Source organism: Burkholderia sp. PU8-34, assembly GCF_053427725.1.
Genome location: NZ_JBSAXC010000008.1, coordinates 126,113 through 146,639, shown reverse-complemented (window position 1 = coordinate 146,639; position 20,527 = coordinate 126,113). Strand labels below are relative to the sequence as shown.

The following is a 20,527-nucleotide window of genomic DNA, read 5'->3' as shown; positions in this document are numbered from 1 at the left end:
GCATCGGCGCGGACGGATCACACGGCACTCTAACACGCGCGCGGGCGCTGTCGGCAGCGGGTTGCCGGGGCACGCGGCACGGGCGCGCGCGGCCTGTCGGGCATCATCCGTGCCCGGTCCGGCCAAGCACGTCGCCGAGCGCTTCGCACGCGGCGGTCAGGTCCGGCGGCGGCACGCCTGCCGCGATCTTGAGCAGCGCCGCGCGCAGCATGTCGGACGCGTGACGGTGCGCGGCGAGCCCGCCTTCGGCGGGCGGCACGCCATGCGCGGCGCGGCGCCACGCGAGGCCGAGCGTATCGGCCAGCAGCGCTGCGTGGCCGAGGCCGAGCGCACAGGCGGCCGCGCCGACGCGGTACGCGGCTTCGGCAGCCCGCCACGCGGCACCGGGCTCGGCTGTCGCGGGGTCCGCCGCCAGGTCGGCCATCGATGCGTCGGCGGTCTGCAGGAAATCCTCATACGCATGCGCGTTGACGGTCACGACGCCGAGCTCGCGGGTCGGCGCGGCCGCGACCGCGTCATGCTCGGCGCGCGCGGCATCGGCTTCCCACAGCGCCTCGGACGCCGGGGTGCCGGCCACGTGCCAGTCGACCGTCAGCCCGTAGTCGTGCAGCACGTCGACGAGCGCGACATCTTCGGCCGCCGCGCCGAATAGCGCGAAGTCGCGCCACAGCAGCGCGGCCGTCTCGCGCACGAGGTCGGGCGGCGCGACGCGCCGGCCCTGCACATGTTCACCGAGCAGCAGGTTGGTGCGCGCGAGAAAGCGCTTCAGCTCGGCCGCGCCGCTCGCGCGCAGCGTGCGCAGGCACGCGGTCGCGAGCCGCCAGTAATCGTACGGGGTGTCATCGGCCAATTCGGCCATCCAGGCGTCGAGCTCGGCGAGCGCCGCTTCGGGCGGCATCTGCCGCGCGCGCAGCACGGGGAGGAGCGCCTGCTCGAAACGGGCGCGCACCCGGACGGCGACGGCCGCCGGCAGCACGCGCAGCGACGCGGCCGGCACCGCGCGGCCGACGAGCGCCAGCGTATCGTGCGGCACCGGCGCGCGCAGATCGGCCGCGCACTGGGCACGCAACACGCGGAAATGGTCGAACAGGATCGGCGAGCACGCGAGTTCGCGCAGGTTGTGCCGCGCGACCGCGGCGCTGAAATCGCGCAGCGCGGCCCGGCATCCGGCGGAAGACGGCTCGGTCGCGACGAGCGACGCGGCCTGTGCCAACTGGCCCGCGAAGCGGGCAGCCGGCAGCCAGCCTGCCTCGGCGAGCACGGCCGCCGCCGCGGACAGCGGCGCGGCCGCGTCGTCGCGACGCTCGAGCGCTTCAGCAGCCGCCGCGAGCCACGCGTCGGCCGCGCGCACCGCCCCGCCGCGCGGGTTGGGCAGTGCATCGGGAACGGGAATTGCCGCCGTATCGAACATCATGGACACTCGCGCCAGTCATGACGAGGCCGCTCGCATGGGCCGCAGCGCGCAGGCGCGGGCGGAAATGCGAGGCCGGAGCGGAATGCCCTGAAAGCGTCGGTCCGGTCAGATCTGGACCATCTCGAAGTCTTCCTTGCGCGCGCCGCATTCCGGGCAGGTCCAGTTGATCGGGACATCTTCCCAGCGCGTGCCCGGGGCGATGCCCTCTTCGGGCAGCCCGGCTTCTTCGTCGTAAATCCAGCCACAAATCAGGCACATCCAGCTCTTGTATTCCATCTTAAGCCGCGTAGGGAAAGTCGGTAAATTCGGGAGCCATGATGGTACCGTGTCGGGGCCGGACTGCCTAGCAATCGCGCTCTAGTGGCGCGCGTTCGTTGCGCCGCGCTAAAAAATCCGTTCTGCGTGCCGGTTTTCCGCCGCATAATGGCTGCAAAGGGCGCACTTCGCTGGTGCAGCCCGCCCCGCTTGACCGTTCCTTCTTGCCCCATTTGTCCATGTCCAGCAACGCCCCTCCGATCGTCCTTACCTTCGGCCTGTCCGATCCCACCGGCGGCTCCGGCCTCCAAGCCGATCTGATGACCCTGGCGAGCATGGGCTGTCACGGCGTGTCCGTCCTGACGGGCTACACCGTGCGCGACTCGGCCGCCTGCGACGAGGTGACGGGCCTCGATCCCGACGTCGTCGCCGCGCAGGCACGCATGCTGCTCGAGGACATGCCGGTCGCCGCGTTCAAGATCGGTGCGGCCACCCGCGCGGAAGTCGTCAGCGCGATCGCCGAAGTGGTCGCCGACTACGACGGCGTGCCGCTCGTGCTCGCGCCCGATTTCACGCTCGACGACGAGCATGTGCTGGCCGCCGACGACCTGCGCGAATCGATCGCCGACCTGCTCGCGCCGCAGACGACGCTGCTCGTCGCCGATCACGCGACGCTGATCGCGCTCGCGCAGCCGGACGGCGACGCGGAAGCGCCGAACCTCGACGCTGCGCTGTCGCACCTGCTGTCGCAGGGGTGCGAATACATCCTCGCGTCCGAAGCCGGCTCGCACCGCCTCGTCAATACGCTGTACGGCGAGGAAGGCCAGATCCGCGAAGACATGTGGGACCGCACGCCGCACCGGCTGATGGGCCTCACCGATACGCTCGGCGCGGCGATCGCGGCACTGCTCGCGAACGGGCAGGAACCGCCCGAAGCGGTGCGCGAGGCGCAGGAATACCTGTACCAGGCCGTGCGCGACGCGTTCCGGCCGGGCATGGGCGCGTACCTGCCGGACCGCTTCTTCTGGGCGCGCAGCAACGACGACGCATCGCCGCCCGCCGTGACGCCGGACCTGCTGCCGAGGACCACGCACCGGCATTGAGCGAGTCGGGCCCCGTGCATGTGAACAGGCACGGAGCCCTCTCCTTACGTCATTTGCCCCGCCCCCAGTAACCTGCACCTGGATATCGGCACGGCATCGAGAGTTCGAAATCGATACACATGTCGTATCAATCGAAATCACTCACTCCGCCAACTCCCCTCACGCGTTCAGCTTCCCCCCTAAGTGGCGCCATGGATACCCGACTCATCGGGCTGTGCCCCATCTCCACATCCGGTGAAAGCATGATTATTGCGATCGATTCACTGCTTGGTGATTTCCATTTCCGCTCGCATCGGATTGCCCTCGGTCAGCTGACGGTCACAAAATAGTATTTTTCGTCTGCGCAACGAACCCGAAATCGAAGCAGTCTGATAGATCGTGGCTATCCAGCATGTTAGGTTCATTTCGCCGAAGGCTCATGTTGACTTTCGGCACGTCAAACATGGCCAACATGAGGGAGCATGCGATGGCGCAAGATATATTTTTGAAATTGACCGGTATCGATGGCGAATCCCGGGACGCTCTTCATTCGAACGAAATCGACGTATTGACATGGGATTGGTCGGTAAGCCAGCAATCGACCATGCATTCAGGAGCGGGAGGCGGAGCAGGTAAATGCAGGATCGACGACCTTGTCTTCGAGCACTATGTTGATCGCGCGTCGCCGAACCTCATTCTGCATTGCCTGACTGGCAAACATATCGACAGAGCAATTCTGGTGATGCGCAAAGCGGGAGGCACACCGCTCGAATATCTGAAGATCACCATGAACGACGTACTGATCACGCGGATCCGCCCGACAGCCAATTACAACATGGCAATGCCGCGAGAGGAGGTACAACTCTCATTCGCCTGCGTGACGCAAGAGTACGTCATTCAAAACTCCCAGGGCGGTAGTGGTGGAACAGTAAGCATGGGATACGACATCCAGGCCAACAAAGCGATCTGAACAACGGGAGAATCATGCTGTTTATTTCGAAGCAAGGTCACGTGGATGCCGAGCGAGTCATCGTAAAGATCTTTCCGTCCATTGAGCGAGGGCCAATGGAGAAAGTTAACGGAATCGTCGTTCATCAAACGGGAGGAACCACGACATCAAGCACCTTCAACAGCTACAGCAATAACACGTACACACCCAACGGCGCACACTTCCTGATCGACAAGGACGGGACCATTTACCAGACCGCATCGTTGAACAGAGTCACCAATCACGTCGGAAAATTGCAATCCCGTTGCATCCAGACTCTCAAGTGCTCCTCTACCGATCTCCAGGCAGCACGACGAGCATACAGCGCCGGCCCCTCCGCCTTTCATCGCCACGAATCTCAAAAGGAATTTCCGGATCGTTACCCCTCGAACTCAGACTCGATCGGAATCGAGTTGGTCGGCATGTACTACAGTGACAAGAAAACAGGCGATCTTGTTTACGAAAACGTAACGGACCAACAAAATTCGTCGCTCAAATGGCTGATACGGGAATTGTCCGAAACTCTAAACGTGCAGATGAGCGAAATATATCGGCACCCGGAGGTCGGGCGCAAAAACGCAACCGAGGCAAGCACCGCAAGATGGGAGTGAAGAAATGACCTTGCTCAGATTCGCCTCCACATTTGCGTTTTTCGCCATTTGCGTCAGTGCATCCGTTTGCCAGGCCAGAGACGTAAGTGCCGTGACAATTGAAGAAACCGGCCAGTCGTCGGATGCAAATGATGCGCTGACAATGGAAGCATGCAAGCAATTCGCACCGACCCCTGCGCAGTTGAAGCGATTCTTTTCCAGGGCCGTGCCGATTGACGGGAAGTTCGTCGCGCACGACTACTATTCGCCGTGCCAGGCGAGGGGCACCGTTTCCTTTCCGGATGGAAGCTCGGGCAAATGGCGCATTTACTCCAGCGGCACGGCGTCACTGACCTGGGCGTCCAGCGAAAGCACGGTGTACCTCTATAACGGCCGACACAACGGCTGGCGCGATCCGTTTGCATGCGGCTACGGCCTTCACGACACCGATGACGGCGCGTCGTGCTATCTGCCGGGATTCTGATCGTCGCTTGACAGCGACCCGCATCTTCGATTGTCGCGCGCAGAACGCACAAACAAAAAAAGACCCGCATCGCTGCGGGTCTTTTCTTTTGGCGGGAACGCGCATCGCTGCGCGTTCCGGACAATCGACCGAAGTCGATTACATGTCCATGCCCATGCCGCCCATGCCGCCCGGCATGCCGCCCGGCATCGGAACGTCTTCCTTCGGCAGTTCTGCAACGGCTGCGTCCGTCGTCAGCAGCAGGCCTGCGACCGATGCTGCGTTCTGCAGTGCGGTGCGCGTAACCTTGGTCGGGTCGACGACGCCGGCTTCGACCATGTCGACGTACTCGCCCGTCGCTGCGTTGTAGCCGTAGTTGCCATTGCCTGCAGCAACTGCCGCCACCACGACGCTTGCTTCTTCGCCGCCGTTCGTGACGATCTGGCGGAGCGGCTCTTCCATTGCGCGCAGCACGATCTTGATGCCGGCGTTCTGGTCGGCGTTCGCGCCGGTCACGCCTGCGATCGCGGTACGTGCACGGATCAGCGCAACGCCGCCGCCCGGGACGATGCCTTCTTCAACGGCAGCGCGGGTTGCGTGCAGCGCGTCTTCGACGCGTGCCTTCTTTTCCTTCATTTCGACTTCGGTCGCAGCGCCGACCTTGATCACTGCCACGCCGCCGGCCAGCTTGGCCACGCGCTCTTGCAGCTTTTCACGGTCGTAGTCCGACGTCGCTTCTTCGATTTGCGTGCGGATTTGCTTGACGCGCGCTTCGATGTTCACGGCTTCGCCTGCGCCGTCGATGATCGTCGTGTTTTCCTTGCCCACTTCGATGCGCTTCGCCTGGCCCAGTTCTGCCAGCGTTGCCTTCTCGAGCGTCAGGCCGGTTTCTTCCGCGACGACTTGACCGCCGGTCAGGATCGCGATGTCTTCCAGCATCGCCTTGCGACGATCGCCGAAGCCCGGCGCCTTGACCGCAACGGTCTTCAGGATGCCGCGGATGTTGTTGACGACCAGCGTAGCAAGCGCTTCGCCTTCGACGTCTTCAGCGATGATCAGCAGCGGACGGCCTGCCTTCGCGACTTGTTCGAGCACCGGCAGCAGATCGCGGATGTTCGACACCTTCTTGTCGTGCAGCAGCACGAACGGGTTGTCGAGGACGGCGACTTGCTTGTCCGGGTTGTTGATGAAGTACGGCGACAGGTAGCCGCGGTCGAATTGCATGCCTTCGACGACGTCGAGCTCGTCGGCCAGCGACTTGCCGTCTTCGACGGTGATCACGCCTTCCTTGCCGACCTTGTCCATCGCTTCAGCGATGCGATCGCCGATCGACGTGTCGCTGTTCGCCGAGATCGCGCCGACCTGCGCGATTTCCTTGTTCGTCGTGCACGGCTTGCTGACCTTCTTCAGCTCTTCGACGGCCGCTGCAACAGCCTTGTCGATGCCGCGCTTCAGGTCCATCGGGTTCATGCCCGATGCGACGTACTTCATGCCTTCGCGGACGATCGATTGCGCGAGGACGGTTGCCGTCGTCGTGCCGTCGCCTGCGTTGTCGCTGGTCTTGGAAGCCACTTCCTTGACCATTTGCGCGCCCATGTTCTGGAGCTTGTCCTTCAGCTCGATTTCCTTCGCGACCGACACACCGTCCTTGGTGACCGTCGGGCCGCCGAAGCTGCGCTCGAGCACCACGTTGCGGCCCTTCGGACCCAGCGTGACCTTCACTGCGTTGGCGAGAATGTTCACGCCTTCGACCATCTTCGAGCGGGCGGAATCGCCGAATACGACGTCTTTAGCTGCCATCTTCTAACTCCTTGAATTCTTGGGAATATGTACCGTCGGAGGACGCTTAGTTAGCGTTGACCACGGCCATGATGTCTTCTTCGCGCATGACCAGCAGTTCCTGGCCGTCGACCTTCACGGTCTGGCCTGCGTACTTGCCGAACAGGACGCGATCACCAACCTTCACGTCGAGCGCGATCGGGGCGCCCTTGTCGTCGCGCTTGCCCGGGCCGACCGCGAGGATCTCGCCTTGATCCGGCTTTTCAGCAGCGGCTTCGGGGATCACGATGCCCGAGGCGGTCTTGGTTTCCTGATCCAGGCGTTTGACGATCACGCGATCGTGCAAAGGACGAAGGTTCATATTCACTCCTCTCTTGACTGAGATTGAAGAACGCTTAGGGAATCTGCCCGGCGAATCGCCGGGCAGAGAATTGTTAGCACTCTCGTGCAGCGAGTGCTAATTATATGGACGGGTTTTGACAAATTCAAGGAGCGGGAAAGCAGGTTTTTTCAGCGCGTCGGCACGCGTTCAAACCCGCGTTCACACTCCGATAATATGCTTTAAAAACATCAACTTATAATTCCGAATCGCGCCCACCAGCCCCGCCCTCGCTCGCCCTGCCAGCAATCATGCCCCGATAAAACACAGGGTAAGCACGAGGTCGCGGCTCGGTTGGCACTCGTCCGAGAGGCTGCGCAATCATGCGGACTCCATCCGCCGATCGTCACCCTGCGCGGACGCGGTCGCCCCGCATTCCGTCCCCTCTTCATGCGCTGTCTCCGACCTCCTCGCCCGATGCATCGGCCCGCATCCATGCATACATTCTCATTACATCGATTCTTACGTTTTCAATTCGGCGAAAACGTGTATCAGGCCCTATCCGTAAGGTCGCCCATTACACCCAGTAATTTGGATGCGAATCATTCTCGTTTACATTGACTTTATTATTCAACGCTCCTACGATGCGCCGCGTTGCGTTCATCTTCATGCCCTGGCCACCCGTCGCCGAGCGTTCGGAGAGCGCCGAAAAGCAGGACTCCAGATCAAATAGCACCAGGGGATAGACATGAAGTTTGCATCGCCCGAACGCGACCGCGTCCGCTCGCGGATGCGGCCCGCCGCCCACGCTGTCCGCGCTGCCGTTTTCGCCTGCGCGTCGCTCGTCAGCGTCGCCGCGTTCGCCGACACGCCCGTCGACGCGCAACCGGAAGCCCCGGAAGCCGACCTCGCGATCCAGGCAAAGCCCACCAACATGTGGACCGGCATCTGGACCCGCCAGAACCTGCTCGGCGACATGGGCGGCGTCCGCCCGTGGCTCGGCAAGTACGGCGCGACGCTGCAGATCACCGAAACCAGCGAATACCTCGCGAACCTGCGCGGCGGCCTGAACCGTGGCGGCACGTACGACGGCCTGACGACGGCGACGCTGTCGGTCGATACGCAGAAGGCGATCGGCCTGCCGGGCGGCACGTTCAACGTCAGCGCGCTGCAGATCCACGGCCGCAACCTGAGCCAGACCAACCTCGGCACGCTGAACACCGCGAGCGGCATCGAGGCGCAGGACACGACGCGCCTCTGGGAGCTGTGGTACCAGCAGTCGTTCCTCGACAAACGCGTCGACGTGAAGATCGGCCAGCAGAGCCTCGACCAGGAATTCATGGTCAGCACCTACGCGAACACGTTCATCAACACGATGTTCGGCTGGCCCGCGCTGCCGTCGTACGACCTGCCCAACGGCGGCCCCGCGTATCCGCTCGCGGCGCTCGGCGTGCGCGTGCGCGCGCAGCTCGCGCCGTCGGTCACCGCGCTTGCCGGCGTGTTCGACGGCGATCCGCTCGGCAACAATCCGAACAACCTGAGCGGCACGAACTTCAACCTGCACAACGGCGCACTCTACATCGGCGAGCTGCAGTATGCGCTGAACCAACCGTCCGAAGGCGAGATGGACACCGGCCATTCGAACGGCCTGCCCGGCACCTACAAGATCGGCGTCTGGTATCACAACGGCCGCTTCGCGGACCAGAACGACGGGATCGACGGCCTGTCGCTCGCGAATCCCGCGTCGTCCGGCATCGCGCAGCAACGCCACGGCAACTACAGCTTCTACGCGGTGGCCGACCAGATGATCTGGCGGCCGGACCCGACCGGCGCGAAGAGCCTCGGCGTGTTCGCGCGCGTGATGGGCGCGCCCGGCGACCGCAACCTCGTGAGCTTCGCGGCCAACGCCGGCGTCGTGCTGAAGGCGCCGTTCGAAGGCCGCGACAACGACAGCGTCGGCGTCGCCGTCACCTACATCAAGGTCGGCAATCACACGACCGATCTCGACCGGACCGCGCAGCTGTTCGCGAACGGCCCGTACGGCGTGCGCACGCAGGAAACGACGATCGAGGCGACCTACCAGTACCAGGTCAACCCGTGGTGGACGATCGCGGCGGACGCGCAGTACACGTTCAACGCCGGCGCCGGCCAGAACCCGAACGACGCTACGCAGCCGCTGCGCAACACGTTCGTGCTCGGCGCGCGCACGGTCATCACGTTCTGAGCGCCGGCGCCCACGTATCGGCTACGTACCTTGCGAAGTTCCTCGCGAAGTTCCTCGCGAAGTACCCCGCGAAGTGCCCCGTGAAGTGCCCCGTGAAGTCCCCCACTCAGTACCCCATTTCCGCGCGCCGGCCGCCGGCGCGCCTCCCAGGAGAGTCCCCATGATCGAATCCGCACCGCTTCGCCGCCTCGCGACGGGCGCGCTCGCCGCGGCCGCGCTCGCCGCCGCCGTCAGCGCGCGCGCCGAGCCGCAAGGCTTCCTCGAGACGCTGCATCGCCACACCACGCTCGTCAACACGGTCCCTGACAACGGCGACCAGAACCCGTACGCGATCGCGGTCGCGCCGGTGTCGGCCGGCACGGTCCAGCAAGGCGACGTGCTCGTCGACAACTTCAACAACGCGGCGAACCTGCAGGGCACCGGCAGCACGATCGTCGATTACCGCCCGTCGACGAAGCAGATGAGCGTGTTCGCGTCGATCCCGCGCGACCTGAAGGCGTGCCCGGGTGGCGTCGGCCTGTCGACCGCGATGACGATGCTGAAGTCGGGCTGGGTGATCGTCGGCAGCACGCCGAGCAACGACGGCACGACGAACACCAAGGGCGCCGGCTGCCTGGTCGTGCTCGATCCGCACGGCAAGGTCGCGTCGACCTGGTCGACCCCGAACATCAACGACCCGTGGGGCAACATGGCCGTCGTCGATCGCGGCGACAGCGCGACGCTGTTCGTCAGCATGGCCGGCTTCGGCGTCGGCGGTGCCGACGGCAACCCGCCCGTCTACAAGCAGGCGACCGTGCTGCGTCTCGATCTGGCGATCGCCGACGGCAAGCCGCCGATGATCAGGCAGGAAACGGTGATCGCGAGCGGCCTCGGCGCGCAAGCCGACAAGGGCGTGTTCCTCATCGGCCCGACCGGGCTCGCGCTGTCCGGCGACCAGAAGAAGCTGTACGTGTCGGACGCGATCGGCAACCGGATCGTCGAGATCGACGACCCGATGACGCGCGACACCAGCGCGGGCGTCGGCCGGCAAGTCACCGCCGACGGCTTCCTGCGCCGCCCGCTCGCGCTCGCGACCGCGCCGAACGGCCACCTGCTTTCGACCAACGGGCTGAACGGCCAGGTCGTCGAGATCGATCCGGCCGCCGGCAAGCAGCTGTACGCGCGCTGGATCGACACCGACAAGGCGCAATCGCCGGCCGGCAACGGCGACCTGTTCGGGATCGCGATGACCCCGGCCGGCGACGGCTTCTATTACGTCGAGGACGACGTCAACACGCTGATGCTCGCGAAGTGACGAAACCGGACATGACTGACGAACTCAAGCAACCGCCGCGTCCCGCGCGACGCGGCTTCCTCAAGGCCGGCGGCGCAGCGGTGGCCGCGGGCCTCGCCGCGTCGACGATGTCCGCGGCGAAGGCGGCGGATGCGCCCGCGCCCGCGACGGCAGCCGCGCACGACGGCATCGAGCCGTTCTACGGCAAGCACCAGGGCGGCATTACGACGCCGCAACAGCGCCACGCGTACTTCGCGGCGCTCGACCTGACGACGACCCAGCGCGCGGACGTGATCGCGCTGTTGAAGACGTGGACCGACGCCGCCGCGCGGATGTCGCGCGGCGAAACCGCGCAGCCGCTCGTCACGACGGGCGGCGATGACGCGGCGCCGGTCGATTCGGGCGACGCGCTCGGCCTCGGCCCCGCACGAATGACGATCACGTTCGGCTTCGGCCCCGGCCTGTTTGCGCTCGCCGGCAAGGACCGCTACGGCCTCGCGAAGCACCGCCCCGCCGCGCTCGTCGACCTGCCGCGCTTCAACGGCGACCAGCTGCTGCCGGAGAAGACGGGCGGCGACCTGTTCATCCAGGCGTGCGCGGACGACGCGCAGGTCGCGTTCCACGCGGTGCGCCAGCTCGTGCGCCTCGGCGCGACGGCTGCGCAGATGCGCTGGGGCCAGGCCGGCTTCACGTCCGGCAAGCCCGGCGAGACGCCGCGCAACCTGATGGGCTTCAAGGACGGCACGATGAACCCGTCGATGTCCGATTCGGCTGCGATGAACGCATTCGTGTGGGCGGGCAGCGAAGGCCCCGCGTGGATGAACGGCGGCACCTATACGGTCGTGCGCCGGATCCGCATCACGCTCGAGCACTGGGACAACACGGAGCTCGGCTTCCAGGAGCAGGTGGTGGGCCGCCACAAGTACAGCGGCGCGCCGCTCGGCCAGAAGAACGAGTTCGAGCCGCTCGATCTCGACGCGGTCGACAAGGATGGCAACGCCGTCATCCCCGACAACTCGCACGCGCGCCTCGCGTCGCCGCAGCTGAACAACGGCGCGCAGATCCTGCGCCGCGCGTACTCGTACAACGACAGCGCGAACTTCTACATCGAGCGCTGGCCGCCGTGGCGCCAGCAGACCGAATACGACGCGGGGCTGATGTTCGTCGCGCACCAGCGCGACCCGCGCAAGGGCTTCATCCCGATCAACGAGAAGCTCGCGAAGCTGGACATCATGAACCAGTTCACGACGCACGTCGGCAGCGCGATCTTCGCGTGCCCGCCGGGCGCCGAGCCTGGTTCGTACATCGGCGCCGCGCTGTTCGAAGCGTAAGCCGGCATTTCAGGATCCGATTCAGAGTGACCGACTTGAAACTCTCACCCGTCAGCCGCCCGATGCGGCACCTCGTCTCCGCGGCCGCCGCCGCGCTCATGCTCACCGGCGCGCTGCACGTGATGCCCGCGCACGCGGCCACCCTCACGCTGTACAGCGCGCAGCACGAGCAGGTCGTGAACCAGCTCGTCAAGGACTTCGAAGCACAATCCGGCATCAGCGTGAAGGTGCGCACCGGCGAAGGCCCGGCGCTCGCCGCGCAGCTCGTCGCCGAAGGCGAGCGCACGCCGGCCGACGTCTACTTCACCGAGAACTCGCCCGAGCTCGTGCTGCTCGACCGCAAGGGCCTGCTCGCGAAGGTCGACAACGGCGCGCTGCAGGGCGTGCCCGCACGCTTCAATGCCACCGACGGCAGCTGGCTCGGCGTGCTCGCACGCGAGAACGTGCTCGTCTACAACACCGCGAAGCTCCAGCCGCAGCAGCTGCCCGCGTCGCTGCTCGATCTCGCGAAGCCCGAGTGGAAGGGCAAGGTCGGCATCGCGCCGAGCGACGCGGATTTCCTTCCGGTCGTCAGCGCAGTGCTCGCGCTGCACGGCGAAGCCGCGACGCTGCAATGGCTGAAGGGCCTGAAGACCAACGCGCAGATCTTCGACGACGACGAAGGTGTCACCGCGGCCGTCAATCGCGGCGGCGTCGTCACGGGGATCATCAACAACTACTACTGGGACCGGCTGCATGCCGCGCTCGGCGACAAGTCCACGAAGAGCGCGATCCATCACTTCGGCCACGGCGACGTCGGCGCGGTGATCAACGTGTCCGGCGCGGCCGTGATGAAGGCGTCGAAGCATCAGGACGACGCGCAGAAGTTCGTCGCGTACCTCGTCAGCGAACGCGCGCAGAAGCTGATGGCCGATGGCCACGTCAGCTTCGAGTATCCGCTGCATCCGGGCGTGGCCGCCGACCCGATCCTCAAGCCGTTCAACGCGCTGACGCCGCCCGCGCTGACGTTCGACCAGCTCGGCGACGACAGCCAGGCCGGCAAGCTGCTGCGCCAGGCAGGCCTGCTCTGAGCATGAGCGACACCGCCCCCGCCGTGGCGCAGCCCGCGCCCGACGACGCGCGCGCCGAGACCGGGCGGCGTGCGCCGCGTGCACCGCTTGCACCACTTGCACTTATGGCGGCGGCGGCCATCGGCCCGCTCGCGATCCTGCTGCCGCTCGGCTTCACGCTGTACCGCGCCGCGACGTTCGGCGCGGCCGACGCGTTCGACCTGCTGTGGCGGCCCCTCGTCGGCGAGCTGCTCGTCAACACGCTGTCGATCACGCTCGCGGCGACGCTCGCCTGCGCGGTGCTCGGCACCGCACTCGCGTGGTTCGTCGAGCGCACGACGCTGCCGCTGCGGCCGCTGTGGACCGCGCTCGCGGCGGCGCCGCTCGCGGTGCCGCCGTTCGTCACGAGCTATGCGTGGGTGTCGCTGAGCCTCGATCTCCAGGATTTCCTCGGCGCGCTGATCGTGCTGACGTCCGCGTACTTTCCGCTCGTCTACCTGCCGGTCGCCGCCGCGCTGCGTGAACTCGACCCGGCGCTCGAGGAAAGCGCCCGCACGCTCGGCTGCTCGCCGTGGCGCACCTTCCTGCGCGTCGTGCTGCCGCAACTGCGTCCCGCGCTATGCGGCGGGATGCTGCTCGTCGCGCTCGGCGTGCTGTCCGAGTTCGGCGCGTTCCAGCTGCTGCGCTTTCGCACGTTCACGACCGAAATCTATGCGGAGTACCGCACGGCCTTCGACGGCGGCGGCGCGTCGGTGCTCGGCTGCGTGCTGATCGTGCTGTGCCTGCTCTGCGTCGCGCTCGAGTCGCGGGTGCGCGGGCGCGCACGCTATGGCCACACGCACCGCACCGCGCGCCGCGTCGCGATGCGCTATCCGCTCGGCAAATGGCGCGGCGTGACCGTCGCGGCATTCGCCGCACTCGCAGCCGCGACGCTCGGCGTGCCGCTCGCGATGATCGGCTACTGGCTCACGCAGCAGGGTGCGGCCGCCGTGACGCCCGCCGACGTGTCGCCGGCGCTGCTGTGGCAGACGACGCTCGCGTCGGCCGGCTACGGGCTCGCGGCCGCGGCGCTGACGACGCTGCTCGCGCTGCCGCTCGCATTCCTGCTCGTGCGTCATCCGGGCCGCATCGCCACCTTCCTCGAGCGCATCGTGATGACCGTGCAGGGCGTGCCCGGCATCGTCGTCGCGCTCGCGATCGTATCGATCACCGTGCGCCTGCTGCAGCCGCTGTACCAGAGCGCGCCCGCGCTGATCGCCGCCTACGCGATCCTGTTCCTGCCGCTCGCGGTCGTCAGCGTGCGCGCGGCGCTCGCGCACGTGCAGGCGCGGCTCGAGGAAACCGCGCGCGCGCTCGGGCTCGGCTGGTGGCCGACGCTCACGCGCGTGGTGCTGCCGCTCGCGGCGCCCGGCCTCGGCGCCGCCGCGACGATGGTGTTCATCTCGGTCGTCACCGAGCTGAACGCGACCCTGCTGCTGTCGCCGATCGGCACGCAGACGCTCGCGACGCAGGTGTGGAGCGATACGTCGACGCTCGCGTTCGCCGCCGCTGCACCCTACGCGGCGCTGCTCGTCGCGCTGTCGCTGGGCGCGTCGGCGCTGCTGTTCCTGCTGCTCGGGCGGGCCTCGGTGCGCCGCTGAGCCGCTGAGCCGCTGAGCCGCTGAGCCGCTGAGCCGCTGAGCCGCGCCAACCTACGCCACCCCGCACCACTCGCATGCCCTCTTCTTCGATACGCCCATGAGCGAACTTCGCATCCACGGCCTCGGCAAATCCTTCGGCCAGCACGCAGTGCTGCGCGACATCGACCTGACGGTGACGCGCGGTTCGCGGCTCGCGTTGCTCGGCCCGTCCGGCAGCGGCAAAACCACGCTGCTGCGCATCCTGTGCGGCTTCGAACGCGCGGAACGCGGCATCGTCGAAATCGACGGGCGGCGGGTTGCCGCCCCCGGCCTGCATCTGCCGCCCGAACAGCGCCGGATCGGCTACGTGCCGCAGGAAGGCGCGCTGTTTCCGCATCTGTCGGTCGCGGACAACATCGCGTTCGGCCTGCCGCGCGCCGCGCGGCGGCAGCATCACCGCGTCGGCGAACTGCTCGACATGGTCGGCCTGCCCGCGTCGTACGCGAGCCGTGCGCCGCAGCAGCTGTCCGGCGGGCAGCAGCAGCGCGTTGCGCTGGCGCGCGCGCTCGCGCCCGAGCCGTCGCTCGTGATCCTCGACGAGCCGTTCTCGTCGCTCGACACGTCATTGCGGCACGAGACGCGCAGCGCGGTCGCCGCGGCCCTCAGCGCATCGGGCGCGACGTCGGTACTCGTCACGCACGACCAGCCCGAAGCGATGACGCTCGGCGACGAAGTCGCGGTGCTGTGGGAAGGCCGCATCGTGCAGACCGCCGCGCCGCAGACGCTCTATCGGCAGCCGGTGACGCGCGACGTCGCGTCGTTCGTCGGTCAGGCGGTGCTGCTCGCGGGACAGGTGCGCGACGGGCGCATCGGCTGCGCGCTCGGCGACCTGCCGCTCGTCGCGCCGCTCCGCGACGGTCCCGCCGATGCGATGCTGCGGCCCGAGCAGATTCACGTCGTCCCGGCGCACTGGCGCACGGGTCGCGCGGACATGCGGCGCGTGTCGAAGCGGCGCAGTTCGGCGGACAGGACGCGGACGTGTTCGCGCGCCTCGTCGATGCGCCCGATACGTTTGTGCGCGCGCGAGTGCCCGGGCATCGCTGCCCGGCCGTCGGCGAACACGTCGTGCTCGCGGTCGACGGCGCGGTGATGGCGTACGCGCACTGACGCGCGGCCGCTCAATGCATCGCCTGCTTCGCCGTCTTGCCCGCGCGCGCGGGCGGCTGGCAGATCGCGCATGCCTTGCGTCCGTGCAGTTCGTAGTTGTGCCCGACGAACTTGCCGCCGCAGCGGTGACATTGCGCGATCTGCAGGATCCCGCCATTGAAGAAGCGCACGAGCGTCCATGCGCGCGTCAGGTCGAGCTGCACGTCCATGCCCGAATGTTCGCAGTGCTCGCGATACAGCCGGTATCCCTTCGTCAGCGCATCGAGGTGCGAGCAGCGCGCCTCGTCCTTCAGGAACACGTAGGTGTTGTAGAACAGCGATGCGTGGATGTTCGCCTGCCATGTCATGTACCAGTCGGCCGACGACGGCAGCATGCCCTTCGGCGGCGATGCGCCCTTCACTTCGCGGTACAGGCGGATCAGGCGATCGCGCGACAGCGTGAGCTCGGCTTCGAGCAGCTGCATGCGCGCGCCGAGTTCGATCAGGTCGACCGCGCGCGACACTTCCCGCGCGTATTCGACGAGGCTCGCCTTCGACATCGCCGCCCCCGTCACGCGAACTGCGCGGCCGGCTGGCCCGCGAGCAGGATCGCCGCATGCGTGTGCGACAGGTCCGCATGCTTCGGCGAGCCGGCGAGCGCGGACAGCATCGCGTGATCGCCGAACCGGAACGCACACAGCAGCTGGTCGCAGGCCGCGAGCCGCGTCGTCTGCGCGAGCGTCAGCGACGACAGCAGCTCGGCGAGCGGCCCCGACAGCCCGAGCCGGAACATGCCGGCCTCGCGATCGTCGCGCAGCAGGCGCTGCGCGAGCATCAGGTACGTCAGGTTGATGTCCCGGACCGCTTCCAGCGTGTCGTTTTGGTTCACGTCTTTTCTCCGTTCAGGCAGGGGCCGTCGCGTGCGGCCGGCGTGCTGTGCCGGTCCGCGGCTCGTCATCGGTGGTTCGCGTATCTTCCGCGTATTGCCTATGTATCGTCTACGAATCGTCTACGGTTTGCGGTGCGTACAATACCCGCCGCGCGCGTCGGAGACGCCCGCGGCGATCAGGCTCTTCGCCAGTTCCCGCAGAAGATGCTGGGTCAATGCGCCTGCGCCGTTCCGGGCAAGGCGTTGCAGTTCGATCAGGTCTCGTGCCGCGCGGCTCATGATGGCCTCCGTTCGTGTGTGTGACGCCGGAAATAAAGTTGCTGGTTCGACAAGGGAGCATCCAGCCACTCAAGCCTCATGCGGCGTTCGTTCACGGAACCGGGCACGAAGGCGTCCGCTGTGTGGGTTTCGATGCCCGCCTCGGAACGGGCTCGGCCACGTCGGACGAAAAACGGAAAACGTTTGTTGTGACGAAAGTATCGGCGACGGCAGGCGCGATTCAAATCGTCGGACGCTGATCTTCACGTCATATTTTTGCGGTCCGTCGTGTAGGGATTCGCCGACAGGGTTGCTACGCATATGGCAGCGGCTAATGCGGCGCGCCCCCGGTTTCACCCGCGCCCCATCGGCCCGCGCGACGTTTCAGCCCAGCGTGCCGGCGAGCGGCGCGAACGACCGGCCGTCCGATTCGACGCCGGCGCCGAGCAGCTGCGCGAGCCCGCGCGCCCCCTCGCGCATCACGACGTCATGGTTCCATTTGAACAGCGGCCGCGCGAGCGGCGCGAGCCAGTTCATCCAGCGCACGTGCGTATGGATGTGCCACGCGTAACGAACGATCGTGCGTTCGCCGTCGTCGGCGAACGTCCAGCGGCCGTGGCCCACGACCGCGCCGCTCGCGCAGCCCTCGAGCGCGCACATCGGCTCGACGCGCACGATGCGCATGTCGAAGGTCAGCCGGTAAGGCAGCGCGCCCTTCCACGTATACCGGTGCAGCGCGCCGACGCCGTGCACGTCGCCGCGCTCGAGCTCGACGGTCCGCTCGGCGCCCTTCCACCAGTCCGGCCACATATCGGCCTGGTAGATCGCATTCCACACTGCGGCCAGCGGCGCGTCCACCCGCCACGTCGTCGCAAACCGGTACTCAGCCATGCGGCCTCCCGCGCGTCAGGGATCGAAGAAATGATCGGGAAACGCAACATCGATCTCGACGTCGTCGAGCGTCACGGTTTCGAGCGGCTGGTCGTCGCCGTCCGCGAAGCTGACCACCTTCAGCGGGAAGCCATCGTCCGTATCGAGCCAGAGCTGGTAGCGATGCACGCCCGCAACGTCGCGCGCGGGCGCGCCCGTCACGGTGACGCGCAGCGCGGTCCGGCCGCCGACCGTCTCCTCGCCCTGCGTCACGGTCAGGCCGCCCTCCTGCAGCGCATGGACGTTGCGCAGCAGTTCGCCGACGTCGGACTGGTCGACCCGGTGCCCGCTCGGGTCGCGCACGAGCGGATTGGTCGGCGACAGCGACAGCGCAGGCGGCATGTGCACGCCGAACGGCCGCACCCGCACCTTGCGGCTGACCGGGTCGTAGACGAGCACCGCGCCCCGATGCGGCGCGACGAAATCCATCCGGATGTAGCCGGGCCTCCGGTACGCGTAATGGATCTCGGTGGGAGCGCCGTGCCGCGGCGACGAGCGGATCGTCGCGCGGTACGAACTCGCGTGGTCGAAATGTTCCTGCGCGACGGTCACGGGATCTGCGGTCATGCTCGCTCCAATCAGCGCGGCGGCCAGCCAGGCGGCAATCACGGCGCCTCCTCGACCTCCAGCACGCCTTCCATGCCGCGCTCGCGGTGGCTCTTGAGGAACAGCAGCCGATGCGTGCAATAGTAGGCGAAGCGGCCCGGCTGCGTCGGCGTGAACCGGAAGGTCTTCGGCGTCGTGCTCAGCTCGGTGCGCACCGCGATGCCGGCCTGCGGCGCATCGATCACGAAGCTGTGCGGGACCAGCCCGTGCTCAGCCGACACTGTCAGCTCGACCGGCACGCGCGCCTTCACGATCACATGGCTCGGGCGGAAGAAATAGCTGCCGCCGACGATCGCCACCCGCTGCACGCCGTCCGCATCGACCGGCACGCGCACCGGCGCGTCGTCGGCGGCGCGCGCGGCACTGCCGGCCAGTGCCAGCATCAACAGAATCCGGGCCAACCGCGTCATCGCATCCTCCGTTCGCGCGCGAGGGCGCGGTGCGTCACCCCTTCCACGCGTCCGTCGAGCCACCGAGCGCCTCGCACGCCTCCATCGCGATCTCGCGCAGGCGCGGTTCGTCGCCGCGGCCGGACAGCGCGTAGCCCATCCCGCGATCCGACCAGAAATACGTGCGGTGGCCATCGGCCTCCAGCTCGCGCGGCTTCAGGCTGTGTTCGGCGTACGTGGTCACGTACAGCGTCACGCGCTGGCCATCCGCGCGCTGGTACATGAACTGCGCAGCCGGCCCCGACGTGCCGGGCAGCAACCGTCCGCCGATCAGCGCGTAGCCGTATTCGGCGAGCGACGGCGCGCTCACCGGCCGGCCGACGCGCGCCGACAGCCAGGCCGCGAGACGATCGGGCTCACTCGCGTCGACCTCGACCGGATGCTGGCGATCGGACGCATACACCGCATACGCGACGTCGGCGCGGGCGGCAAACGCAGGAGCCGCCCCGAATGCGGACCATCCCGCATGCAGCGCGACGCCGAGCACGATTCCGGCCGCGAGCGCGCCGGCGCCGAGCGCGACGTTGCGCCGCCACGACGCGCGGCGCTGCACGAACATTGCCGGCGCGGCCCCGGGCAGCGGAAACAGCGCCTGCAGTGCGGCGCGCTGCGCACGGTAATGCGCGAGTCGTCCGGCATCCTCCGGATTCGACTGCAGGCGTTCGAGCACCTCGCGGCGCTCCGAGCCGGACAGCTCGCCGTCCAGCAACGCGGACAGCAGTTGGGCCGACGCGTCGGCGTCCTGCTCGTTCGAGGGCTTGCGCGTTTCGTCCATCATGCCTTCCTGATCACCCGTAACGGCGCGCCGCGGCCGGCCGACTGCTCGTCCGACAGCAGCGCGCGCATGTGCTCGCGCGCCCGCGCGAGCCGCGACATCACCGTACCCACCGGCACCGCCAGCACCTGCGCGGCTTCCTGGTAGCTCAGTTCCTCGAGTGCCACCAGCAGCAGCACCTCGCGCTGTTCGACGGGCAGCCGGTACAGCGCGCGCTGCACGTCGCGCAGCAGCAGCCCGCTGATCTCGCCCGCGGGCGCGGCCATCGTCTGCCACGGCGCGGTTGCGTCATCGACCGCGATCTCGCGCCGCGCGCGCAGCTGGTCGATGAAGCGATGCCGCAGCAACGTCAGCAGCCACGCGCACAGATTGCCGTCGATGCGCGGCGGCTTGTTCAGCGCGCGCTCGAGCGTGTCCTGCACGAGATCGTCGGCCCATGCCGGGTCGCCCGTCAGCGCACGCGCATACCGCGTAAGGCGCGGCAGCCACACCAGCAGGTCGGATTCGTAGCTCATCCGGATGTCCCGCGCGTCGCCCTGCCGTCACGGCCGCGCGACGTGCCACATGCCGCCTATTCCGTCGCCGCCCGCGTCGCCCGCCTTGTGGTCCATTTTCCAGCGGTACAGCGGGTGTCCCTTGTACGCCCATTGCGTCTTGCCGTCGTCGCGCTTCACGATGCTCCACGCGCCCGACGCTTTATCGTATGCATCGGCAACCGCCGGTGGCCAGTTCGCCGTGCACGCGCTGTCGCACATGCTCTTGCCGAGCGCGTCGTGATCGAACATGTACAGCGTCATGTGGTCTTCGTCGACCAGCTTCCCGCCGCTGACCTGCGGCGGCTCCGCGGCCGCGGGCAGCGACGCCCCGGCCGTCAGCGCGGCGACGAGCAGCATCCGTTTCATTCCCGTTCTCCTTCGCGTGGCATTGCGGCGCTCGTGGCGTTGCCAAGTGCGGGCTCCGCCGTCGCGAAATGGCACGGTGAACCGGGACGATCGACTTCATCGTGGAAATTATCCCGCTGCGCGGCCGCGCCGTGTCTTGGTAGATAAACGGACAAACCCGTCCGATTATTCCAACGCGAACATGCG

Annotated in this window: 22 protein-coding genes and 1 pseudogene; 10 read left to right on the top strand and 13 right to left on the bottom strand. The window is 67.1% G+C overall.

Going from position 1 to position 20,527, the window contains the following annotated elements; all coding sequences use genetic code 11:
- Positions 1-103: 103 nt before the first annotated feature.
- Entirely contained in the window at positions 104-1,414 is a 1,311-nt protein-coding gene (locus ACV22Z_RS20220; protein ID WP_448078067.1) for a hypothetical protein, read from the bottom strand.
- Between the two features lie 105 nt (positions 1,415-1,519).
- Entirely contained in the window at positions 1,520-1,690 is a 171-nt protein-coding gene (locus ACV22Z_RS20215) for a rubredoxin (RefSeq protein WP_004186709.1), read from the bottom strand.
- Positions 1,691-1,908: 218 nt separating this feature from the next.
- Between ACV22Z_RS20215 and ACV22Z_RS20210 the strand changes: the two genes are divergently transcribed.
- The 4 genes from ACV22Z_RS20210 to ACV22Z_RS20195 all read left to right on the top strand — a co-directional run bounded on the left by ACV22Z_RS20210 (position 1,909) and on the right by ACV22Z_RS20195 (position 4,813).
- A complete protein-coding gene (locus ACV22Z_RS20210) occupies positions 1,909-2,772 on the top strand; it encodes a hydroxymethylpyrimidine/phosphomethylpyrimidine kinase (protein WP_448078066.1) in 864 nt (287 codons plus the stop codon).
- 466 nt (positions 2,773-3,238) lie between these two features.
- Entirely contained in the window at positions 3,239-3,721 is a 483-nt protein-coding gene (locus ACV22Z_RS20205; RefSeq protein ID WP_448078249.1) for an Hcp family type VI secretion system effector, read from the top strand.
- 14 nt (positions 3,722-3,735) lie between these two features.
- On the top strand, positions 3,736-4,350 hold the full coding sequence (locus ACV22Z_RS20200; RefSeq protein WP_448078065.1) for a peptidoglycan recognition protein family protein: 615 nt from the start codon (positions 3,736-3,738) through the stop codon (positions 4,348-4,350).
- A 4-nt stretch (positions 4,351-4,354) separates the two neighbouring features.
- The gene (locus ACV22Z_RS20195; protein WP_448078064.1) at positions 4,355-4,813 is read left to right on the top strand and encodes a hypothetical protein; all 459 of its coding nucleotides are present in this window, start codon (positions 4,355-4,357) and stop codon (positions 4,811-4,813) included.
- Positions 4,814-4,951: 138 nt separating this feature from the next.
- Here the strand turns inward: ACV22Z_RS20195 and groL are convergent, their stop codons facing one another.
- Both groL and ACV22Z_RS20185 read right to left on the bottom strand, forming a co-directional pair.
- Positions 4,952-6,592, bottom strand: a complete 1,641-nt coding sequence (gene groL, locus ACV22Z_RS20190) for a chaperonin GroEL (RefSeq protein ID WP_448078063.1) — start codon at positions 6,590-6,592, stop codon at positions 4,952-4,954.
- 46 nt (positions 6,593-6,638) lie between these two features.
- Positions 6,639-6,932, bottom strand: coding sequence for a co-chaperone GroES (locus ACV22Z_RS20185; RefSeq protein ID WP_026044985.1), 294 nt, complete (start codon positions 6,930-6,932; stop codon positions 6,639-6,641).
- A gap of 706 nt (positions 6,933-7,638) precedes the next feature.
- On the opposite strand from ACV22Z_RS20185, the gene ACV22Z_RS20180 reads away from it, so the two are divergent.
- The 6 genes and pseudogenes from ACV22Z_RS20180 to ACV22Z_RS20155 all read left to right on the top strand — a co-directional run bounded on the left by ACV22Z_RS20180 (position 7,639) and on the right by ACV22Z_RS20155 (position 15,553).
- Complete coding sequence (locus ACV22Z_RS20180) at positions 7,639-9,114, top strand: carbohydrate porin (RefSeq protein WP_448078062.1); 1,476 nt, start codon at positions 7,639-7,641, stop codon at positions 9,112-9,114.
- A 160-nt stretch (positions 9,115-9,274) separates the two neighbouring features.
- A complete protein-coding gene (locus ACV22Z_RS20175; RefSeq protein WP_448078061.1) occupies positions 9,275-10,408 on the top strand; it encodes a hypothetical protein in 1,134 nt (377 codons plus the stop codon).
- A gap of 11 nt (positions 10,409-10,419) precedes the next feature.
- Positions 10,420-11,718, top strand: coding sequence for an iron uptake transporter deferrochelatase/peroxidase subunit (efeB, locus tag ACV22Z_RS20170; RefSeq protein ID WP_448078060.1), 1,299 nt, complete (start codon positions 10,420-10,422; stop codon positions 11,716-11,718).
- 35 nt (positions 11,719-11,753) lie between these two features.
- On the top strand, positions 11,754-12,788 hold the full coding sequence (locus ACV22Z_RS20165; protein WP_448078248.1) for an iron ABC transporter substrate-binding protein: 1,035 nt from the start codon (positions 11,754-11,756) through the stop codon (positions 12,786-12,788).
- A 2-nt stretch (positions 12,789-12,790) separates the two neighbouring features.
- Entirely contained in the window at positions 12,791-14,407 is a 1,617-nt protein-coding gene (locus tag ACV22Z_RS20160; protein WP_448078059.1) for an ABC transporter permease, read from the top strand.
- A 97-nt stretch (positions 14,408-14,504) separates the two neighbouring features.
- Positions 14,505-15,553, top strand: a pseudogene (locus ACV22Z_RS20155) (ABC transporter ATP-binding protein).
- A gap of 11 nt (positions 15,554-15,564) precedes the next feature.
- Here the strand turns inward: ACV22Z_RS20155 and flhC are convergent.
- The 9 genes from flhC to ACV22Z_RS20110 form a co-directional block, all read right to left on the bottom strand.
- Positions 15,565-16,092 carry a flagellar transcriptional regulator FlhC gene (gene flhC, locus ACV22Z_RS20150; RefSeq protein ID WP_448078058.1) on the bottom strand — a complete coding sequence of 176 codons (528 nt, stop codon included), beginning with the start codon at positions 16,090-16,092 and terminating at the stop codon, positions 15,565-15,567.
- Between the two features lie 11 nt (positions 16,093-16,103).
- Entirely contained in the window at positions 16,104-16,421 is a 318-nt protein-coding gene (gene flhD, locus ACV22Z_RS20145; protein ID WP_448078057.1) for a flagellar transcriptional regulator FlhD, read from the bottom strand.
- Between the two features lie 120 nt (positions 16,422-16,541).
- Positions 16,542-16,700 carry a hypothetical protein gene (locus ACV22Z_RS20140; protein ID WP_448078056.1) on the bottom strand — a complete coding sequence of 53 codons (159 nt, stop codon included), beginning with the start codon at positions 16,698-16,700 and terminating at the stop codon, positions 16,542-16,544.
- 363 nt (positions 16,701-17,063) lie between these two features.
- On the bottom strand, positions 17,064-17,570 hold the full coding sequence (locus tag ACV22Z_RS20135) for an SRPBCC family protein (RefSeq protein WP_448078055.1): 507 nt from the start codon (positions 17,568-17,570) through the stop codon (positions 17,064-17,066).
- A gap of 15 nt (positions 17,571-17,585) precedes the next feature.
- Positions 17,586-18,218, bottom strand: a complete 633-nt coding sequence (locus ACV22Z_RS20130) for a LolA family protein (protein ID WP_448078054.1) — start codon at positions 18,216-18,218, stop codon at positions 17,586-17,588.
- The gene (locus ACV22Z_RS20125) at positions 18,215-18,625 is read right to left on the bottom strand and encodes a quinol oxidase (protein ID WP_448078053.1); all 411 of its coding nucleotides are present in this window, start codon (positions 18,623-18,625) and stop codon (positions 18,215-18,217) included. Before ACV22Z_RS20125 ends, ACV22Z_RS20130 begins: the two co-directional genes overlap by 4 nt.
- A 34-nt stretch (positions 18,626-18,659) precedes the next feature.
- On the bottom strand, positions 18,660-19,439 hold the full coding sequence (locus ACV22Z_RS20120; RefSeq protein ID WP_448078052.1) for an anti-sigma factor family protein: 780 nt from the start codon (positions 19,437-19,439) through the stop codon (positions 18,660-18,662).
- Positions 19,439-19,954, bottom strand: a complete 516-nt coding sequence (locus tag ACV22Z_RS20115; protein ID WP_448078051.1) for a sigma-70 family RNA polymerase sigma factor — start codon at positions 19,952-19,954, stop codon at positions 19,439-19,441. The genes ACV22Z_RS20120 and ACV22Z_RS20115 overlap by 1 nt, the downstream gene beginning before the upstream one ends.
- Before the next feature lie 27 nt (positions 19,955-19,981).
- Positions 19,982-20,341 carry a COG4315 family predicted lipoprotein gene (locus tag ACV22Z_RS20110; RefSeq protein ID WP_448078050.1) on the bottom strand — a complete coding sequence of 120 codons (360 nt, stop codon included), beginning with the start codon at positions 20,339-20,341 and terminating at the stop codon, positions 19,982-19,984.
- Positions 20,342-20,527 lie beyond the last annotated feature (186 nt).